The 6,297-nt window shown below is 43.5% G+C and carries 4 protein-coding genes; 2 read left to right on the forward strand and 2 right to left on the reverse strand.

Features of this window, described 5'->3' with window-relative positions; all coding sequences use genetic code 11:
• Positions 1-441: 441 nt before the first annotated feature.
• Together Q0418_RS05615 and Q0418_RS05620 are read right to left on the reverse strand one after the other, a co-directional pair.
• Positions 442-1,485: a diguanylate cyclase domain-containing protein gene (locus Q0418_RS05615; RefSeq protein WP_298483030.1), complete on the reverse strand. Its 1,044-nt coding sequence runs from the start codon at positions 1,483-1,485 to the stop codon at positions 442-444.
• Between the two features lie 41 nt (positions 1,486-1,526).
• Positions 1,527-3,005, reverse strand: coding sequence for a nucleotide sugar dehydrogenase (locus Q0418_RS05620; protein ID WP_298483032.1), 1,479 nt, complete (start codon positions 3,003-3,005; stop codon positions 1,527-1,529).
• A 496-nt stretch (positions 3,006-3,501) separates the two neighbouring features.
• Here Q0418_RS05620 and Q0418_RS05625 point away from each other — a divergent pair, with 496 nt between their 5' ends.
• Together Q0418_RS05625 and Q0418_RS05630 are read left to right on the forward strand one after the other, a co-directional pair.
• A complete protein-coding gene (locus tag Q0418_RS05625) occupies positions 3,502-4,254 on the forward strand; it encodes a site-specific integrase (RefSeq protein ID WP_298483034.1) in 753 nt (250 codons plus the stop codon).
• A gap of 268 nt (positions 4,255-4,522) precedes the next feature.
• Positions 4,523-6,193 carry a SulP family inorganic anion transporter gene (locus tag Q0418_RS05630; protein ID WP_298483036.1) on the forward strand — a complete coding sequence of 557 codons (1,671 nt, stop codon included), beginning with the start codon at positions 4,523-4,525 and terminating at the stop codon, positions 6,191-6,193.
• Positions 6,194-6,297 lie beyond the last annotated feature (104 nt).

Below are 6,297 nucleotides of genomic sequence, written 5' to 3' on the forward strand. Positions count from 1 at the left end.
CCCTAGGTTTTTAGAGGTGCCCTTATATTATACGATTTCCTTATCATTCTGTTGAAGAAGTAGCCAGATAGCATTCTGTCGATCAAGGCGCAGTTCCTCCGCAACAGTCTTGCTTCGGCTGTCTCGATAGGTGCGGCTCAGATAGATGACTCTCAGATTCCAATACTGCTCCTGACGGCACAGCGGCTTACCAAACTGATACTTCCTCTGCATTATATCTGCAACAAGAGAAGGATCGGGCAGCCCCTTTTCAATAACAGGTGTCGGAGCCCATCTATTTTGTCATCCAGAAGTGAACATATTTTGTCAGGGATAGTCACTGTAATTTGTCAGGGTATGTGGAAAACAAACTGACGCCCCCGACTCTAACAGTATTTCACCAGTTTAAATCGCTAAATCCACACCTAAAAAATAATTCCCGGTCACGCAACCGGGAATTTTTCATCTTTTATCACCAGAAACTCTGTAATATTCCTTCTTCTCATCATACATTCTCGTATCTGCAAGGTGCATGATGCCAAGAATACTGTCGGAATCTCCTGTATCTGCCTCACCTACTGAGATTGAAAGCCTGGTGCCTGTTGTGCAGATATGGCTTTCTGCCTCATCGTGAAGCATTTTCGGGAAATTCTGTTCCGTTTGTGTCTTTATTATGGCGGTAAATTCATCACCGCCTATTCTATAGCATTTGCCGTATGGTGCAATTACCTTTTTTAAACAATCTGCCGCTGACAGTATCATTTCATCACCTGCGGCATGACCGTATGTATCATTTTCACGTTTCAGACCATTTACGTCCATGCTTACTAATTTGAAATATTCCTGAGGTTTAACGCTCTGAATGTCCTTGTCGTAACTTGCACGGTTGTAAAGTCCTGTCATCTGGTCGCATTCAATGAGAAATTTGTTTCTGTGCATGAGGAGCATTCTCTCAATTTTTACTCTTGACAGATAGGAACTTAATGCAATGCTTACAAAGCTGAATGCGCAGATGTTATACATATTGAATCCAAGCACATCCATTGGCATAACAGGAATTGCGGCTATGAGGTATACTATGATTGCAATAAGAATTGTGCTTATGAATCTCAGCGGGATATCAGTAAAAACAATTGGCACTGCAACAAGCAGAATGATAAACGTAAGCGTCGGAGTATCGGGGTTATTCACAGATAAACCAATTCCGAAACCGTATAAAATGAAGATAAAAAGGTCTTCAAGGAGCATTATTTTGTCTGTTTTCAGAACAACCAGTGCCAGATGAATGAGGGTTGTAAGCACAAAGGCAGTAAGATATATGATTCTGTTCACATATCCTATTCCGGAAACAAAGGATACTGCACACAGACCTAAAAAGACAAATGAGCATAGTACCGTATACATTCTCAGGCACTTCTTGTTTTCTTCCTTGATGTTGCCGGCTATTTCTTTGTATTCTTCCGCTTCAATGCCGCCGTACAGCATCAGTTTTTTCATGTTTATCATATTACACCTCCGGGATGCAAATGTTTATAGAAATTACTGTTTTAATCTCTCTTGAAAATATCTCTTGTGTAAACCTTTTCTTTTACATCATCAAGACAGGCATCATAGCGATTTGCAATAATTGCCTGAGATATAGACTTGAATTCCTTTAAATCACCTATTACACGACTACCAAAAAATGTTGAACCTGCCGGCAGTGTGGGTTCATAGATAACAACGGTAGCGCCTTTTGCCTTAATACGCTTCATAACGCCTTGGATACTGCTCTGACGGAAGTTGTCAGAATTGGATTTCATAGTAAGACGATACACGCCCACAATAACTTGTTTTTCCTTACAACTGTCATATTCATTATTATTTCCGTAGCTGTAGTAACCGGCTTTTTCAAGCACACGGTCAGCTATAAAATCTTTACGTGTTCTGTTGGATTCTACAATAGCAGACATCATATTCTGCGGAACATTCTCAAAATTTGCAAGGAGCTGCTTTGTGTCCTTTGGCAGACAGTAACCGCCATAGCCAAAAGAAGGATTGTTGTAATGTGTACCGATTCTTGGGTCAAGGCAAACACCATTGATGATTTCCTGTGTGTTCAAACCCTTTGATTCTGCATAAGTATCAAGTTCGTTGAAGTAAGAAACACGAAGTGCAAGGTATGTATTTGCGAAAAGCTTTACTGCCTCTGCTTCGGTAAATCCCATGAATAGAGTATCAATGTTCTCCTTAATTGCACCCTGCTGGAGGAGTTTTGCAAAAATCTCTGCCTTTTCTCTTGAATCATCATCGCAGGAAACGATAATTCTTGACGGGAAGAGATTGTCATACAGTGCCTTGGATTCACGGAGGAATTCGGGACTGAATATGATGTTTTTGGTGTTGTACTTCTCTCTTACTGATGCGGTATAGCCTACAGGGATAGTTGACTTTATAATCATCAGTGCATCGGGATTTACTTTCAGAACAAGTTCAATTACAGCTTCAACAGCTGATGTATCGAAGAAATTCTTCTTACTGTCATAGTTTGTAGGTGCAGCAATGATTACAAAGTCAGCGTTCTTGTATGCTGATTCTCCGTCCAGAGTTGCTGTAAGGTCAAGTTCCTTTTCGGCAAGATACTTCTCAATGTAGTCGTCCTGAATGGGTGACTTTTTGTTGTTGATCATATCAACCTTTTCAGGAACAATGTCAACTGCAACAACGTGGTTGTGCTGTGCGAGAAGAGTTGCTAGGGAAAGACCTACATAGCCTGTACCTGCAACTGCGATGTTGTAGGACTTGTCAACGGTTGTGTGAGCGTCTGACATTTCATCACTCACAAACATATCTACTACTTCAAAGCCGAGTACTTCTCCCAATGTCTGCATCTGCTCCACTGTCGGAATATAGTCCTTGTTCTCTATACGACCGATCATTGCACGGTTGATGCCTGTAGCATCGGCAAGCTGTGCTTGGGTAAGTCCTTTTTCCTTTCGGAGAGTGTGGATTGTATCCACGAGTTTATCAATAGATAGCTTTTTCATTTTTATCCACTCCAACATTCTGTTTTAAACTGAATTTTTTTGATAGTGTAGTTTTATTATACTACTATTAAAATCAATTGTCAATGATATTGGAACGACTTTTTGGGATTCTGTTTTCAGCTGAATGGTACGAATACCGAACCAAACAACTGTTAAGGGTGTAATCGCTCGCTGTTTTATTGCTTGGTTCTTTAGTGAATCTATTGCTTTATGCATATCCGTGTATCCGCACACGATATATATACGCTCTGTACGGTTGATATCTCCTATCAGTTCTGGAACCCACCAGTCTGTGCTGCTACAGAGAGATTGTTCGTAATACTAATCTCTGACCAAACCCATGAAAATCTTCACCGCCATCCACTCGCTGCTCGTCGTCAAACGCCCTTGCCAGGCGACAGCCTGCCTGCGGACGTTTTCCTTGATCAGCGAATGCCTGTCGGCGAATCTTTTCATGGAACTGATCAGAGATTAGTATAACAAGCTGCAATACATCATGGACATCAAAATTGAGGAGCTGACCTCCCGGGATATTCAGGTGGCCATCAATATCGATGCTCAGCGGCTCAGTCACAAGTCCATCAAGTGTGCCTTTGGGTTCCTCCGGGCAGTTCTGAATGCAAACGATGTGACCATCAAAATGGGCAGCATTCGCCTGCCGAAAAAGGAGATCAGGGAGCGTAAGCTTCCCTCCGCAGACGTGATCTATTCCATTGTGAAGGGGACAAGCAGTGAACTCCCGGTGCTGCTTGCCATGTGGCTCTCTCTGCGTATCGGGGAAGTAGCGGGATTGCAGTTCCGTGACGTAGACCCGGTACAGATGCGGCTCTATGTGCGCCGTGAGATCGTCAAAATAGACAGCGGCTGGGCAGAGATCGACCACTGCAAAACTGCCAAGAGTATGCGGTATGTCAACCTGCCGGCGTACATTTATCAGCTGATGCAGGAAGTTCCGCACAAGAAGGAAACGGATCGCATCATCCCATTCACCCCCAACACCATCCGCAAGCGGTTCAAAAAGCTGGTACGGGAGAACGGGCTGGAGGACATCCGGTTTCACGACCTGCGGCATATCTTCGCCAGCACCACGGCAATGCTGCACATTTCAGAGAAGTACGCCATGGAAATGGGCGGCTGGAGCACGCCGGATGTGTACAAGAACGTGTATCAGGAGACTTTCGACAGCGAGCGCACGAAAGCGTACAGGGTGATCGATGACTATTTCAATGGTATTATTCAGAATCACTGAGCATATATTCCCAGGCAGAGAGAAAAGCCCGCACATGCAGGCTTTTCTTTTTTATTGGTGGTCTTTCATCTGCAAACGGCACATTGCTTACATCTATATATTTCCATATCAATTCTTTTCAAACTTTCTCCTTGGAACAACCACAAGTTTGATCACAAAAGAAAAAACCAGGAAAAATCCCTTGCAATATCTTCTCCTTCGTGATATAATATTCAAGTTGTCGTCTCATACAATAATTGACAAAAACTTGAAAAAGAAGGACGTATGTATGGAAAAACAAATCAGTAAAGAAAAACTGAAGCCAAAACTTTTTTCGGTCATGAAACATTACTCGAAAGAACAGTTTCTGAAAGATGTTATTTCTGGTGTAATTGTTGCGATCATTGCGCTGCCCCTATCCATTGCACTGGCATTGGCATCCGGCGTTCGCCCGGAACAGGGCCTGTATACTGCAATCATTGCCGGATTTGTTGTAGCATTTCTGGGTGGAAGTCGTGTACAGATTGCCGGTCCCACTGCTGCGTTTGCCACAATCGTTGCCGGGATCGTGGCAACTGAAGGAATGGACGGTCTGATTATCGCCACTGTCATGGCAGGTATTCTTCTGATACTCATGGGGCTATTCCGATTCGGCACATTGATCAAGTACATCCCGAACACCATTACCACTGGATTTACATTTGGCATCGCCATCACCATTGTCATTGGGCAATTAAAGGATTTTATGGGCTTGACCTTTGCCAAATCACCGGTAGAATCTATTGATAAAATGAAAGAAGTGATCCATAGCATCTCCACCTTCAACGTACAGGCTTTTGCTGTGGGAATGCTTGCTTTGGCAATTTTAATTTTCTGGCCGAAAAAGCTGAACAAAATCCCTGCTTCTTTTGTTTCTGTTATTGTATGTGCACTGGTGGTTCAGCTGGTCCATCTGAAAGTAAATACCGTTGGCGATTTATACACCATTTCATCGGCACTTCCCACACCCAGTATTCCACAGGTGAGTCTGGCACGGATTCAAGCACTGCTTCCCAATGCATTTACCATTGCGGTTCTGGCTGCAATTGAATCTCTGCTTTCCTGCGTGGTATCCGATGGCATGATCGGTTCTAAACATCGCTCCAACATGGAGATCATTGCACAAGGGGCAGGAAATATTGCTTCTGCTCTGTTTGGCGGAATTCCTGCAACTGGTGCCATTGCACGGACAGCCGCCAATATCAAAAATGGCGGCAGAACGCCCATTGCCGGCATGGTTCACTCCATTGTGATATTGTTGATTCTGGTTTTGCTCATGCCCTATGCTTCCATGATTCCTATGCCGACAATTGCAGCCATTCTGTTTGTCGTTGCCTATAATATGAGCGGATGGCGAACCATTGTGGATACCATCCGGACAGCGCCGAAAAGTGACGTTCTGATTTTGCTGGTAACGTTGATTTTAACGGTTGTCTTTGATCTGGTCGTTGCGATTGGTGTGGGACTTGTGCTGGCCTCCCTGCTGTTTATGAAGCAGATGGCAGATGTATCCGGTGTTCAGGATTGGGTCTATGTAGACGACGAAGATGATGATCCGGATCATATCGAACTGAAAAAAGTGCCGCAAAATACAAAGGTCTATGAGATCAACGGACCTATGTTTTTTGCAGCATCCGATAAATTTATGTATGTGATTTCTGACACGAATATTGATGTACTCTGTATTCGCATGAGAAATGTTCCTGCCATGGATGCCACAGGTGTCGAAACACTGAGAGAAATTGTCAATCGCTGTGAAAAGCACAATATTGCAGTGGTATTCTCCCACGTCAATGAGCAGCCCATGGCGGTTATGGAGAAAGCAGGGTTTGTAGAACGCATTGGCAAAGAAAATTTCTGTGACCATATTGATGCGGCTTTACAGCGCGCAGAATTTCTGGAACAGAAACGTTTGTCATAACAGTGCATCCAGAGCACCATGAATTGCATTGTAACCGTCAAATACACCGCGTCTTGAAAAAGAATGGAGCTGGACTATAATGGTCCAACTCCATAATCCGTATA

The sequence above is a fragment of the uncultured Ruminococcus sp. genome (assembly GCF_937915125.1).
Lineage (GTDB): Bacteria > Bacillota > Clostridia > Oscillospirales > Ruminococcaceae > Ruminococcus_C.